This window comes from Vibrio sp. Vb1755, assembly GCF_033338635.1.
Lineage (GTDB): Bacteria > Pseudomonadota > Gammaproteobacteria > Enterobacterales > Vibrionaceae > Vibrio > Vibrio alginolyticus.
In genome coordinates this window covers 1-1,022 of record NZ_JAWOTA010000381.1, presented here as the reverse complement: position 1 = coordinate 1,022, position 1,022 = coordinate 1, and the positions used below count along the sequence as shown (strand labels likewise).

Genomic DNA, 1,022 nt, shown 5'->3' with positions numbered 1-1,022 from the left:
TTTATCGCTCGTCAAAGGCGGCACTCAATTCCGTAGTCAAAAGCTTAAGCAATGACTTAACGCCTGACGGTTTTACTGTCCTTGCTTTGCACCCTGGTTGGGTACGCACCACAATGGGTGGGCCAAATGCACTTATAGATGCAGAGATAGCAGCTCAAGGGCTGGCACAAGTTATTGACCAAAGCACCGTTGAACACTCTGGTCAATTCATCAATTACGACGGAACTTCGCTTCCTTGGTAAGTATTTTATAAAAAGATGAGAGGTAGGTTAGCTTTATGCTTTCTACTTCTCTGACAACCTTGAATTTCTGCGTTTCCTTTCCAGACTTAGTAAGGCTATCAAACAAATAAGGAGAGTGAGCATGGCTGCGGATAGAGATCTGGTGAATTTTAGTGAAGATCACGAACTCAACTACTGCTTAAGAAGCGCAGGGAAACGTCAGACACAAGCGAATCGCGATGCGTTGGTCGATTTAGGTAAGCAAGTCAAACAAGTCTCGGGCAAACGAGTTCTTACGCAAGATGATGTAAGGGGTGCCATTCAAAATCACGGCGATCTGTTTGAGTAACACCACCACAAACAACAAGCAAAAGCGGCGCTATCATGCGCCGCTTTTGTTTAAGAGCTCTTTCGCTTTGAGGCTCCCGTTTTCGATGTCCCACTCTTTGGGTAGCTTCGCTTTTTACGCTTGAACGCCGGACGTTCGACTTTAGGTAAGTGGCGCAGAGAATCCGGTATTGGCCCTGATTTTACTTGGCTCATCAACCCATCAATACGCTGTTCAAGTGCCTGCATGAAAGGTTGATAAGCTTGATTTCTTTCTGCCATCCCCTGAAGTTGGTGCTCCCAATGAGCGGTCATGTCAGGATACGTCGCATCTTGTGGTAATGCGTTGATTAACCCTCGTCCAGCTTGCGAGCTGAGTATGGATTTACCTTGCCTTGTCAATAACTGACGCTTAAAGAGCGTATCCAAAATACCCGCACGAGTCGCTTCCGTACCTAATCCATCTGTGTCGCG

General features: G+C 46.6%; 3 protein-coding genes. 2 read left to right on the top strand and 1 reads right to left on the bottom strand.

Annotated elements, in window-relative coordinates; genetic code table 11:
* Positions 1–242 (top strand): SDR family oxidoreductase (locus R7E00_RS25295; RefSeq protein WP_318124948.1); only part of this gene is annotated, 242 nt, incomplete at its 5' end.
* A 121-nt stretch (positions 243–363) separates the two neighbouring features.
* Complete coding sequence (locus R7E00_RS25290) at positions 364–570, top strand: hypothetical protein (RefSeq protein WP_005461782.1); 207 nt, start codon at positions 364–366, stop codon at positions 568–570.
* A 50-nt stretch (positions 571–620) separates the two neighbouring features.
* Here R7E00_RS25290 and R7E00_RS25285 read toward each other — a convergent pair.
* A partial coding sequence (locus R7E00_RS25285) for a DNA topoisomerase (protein WP_318124947.1) occupies positions 621–1,022 on the bottom strand: 402 nt, incomplete at its 5' end.

Excerpts from the sequence above, each read along its gene's own strand:
- R7E00_RS25290 (WP_005461782.1), top strand. The coding sequence starts at position 364 with ATGGCTGCGGATAGAGATCTGGTGAATTTTAGTGAAGATCACGAACTC.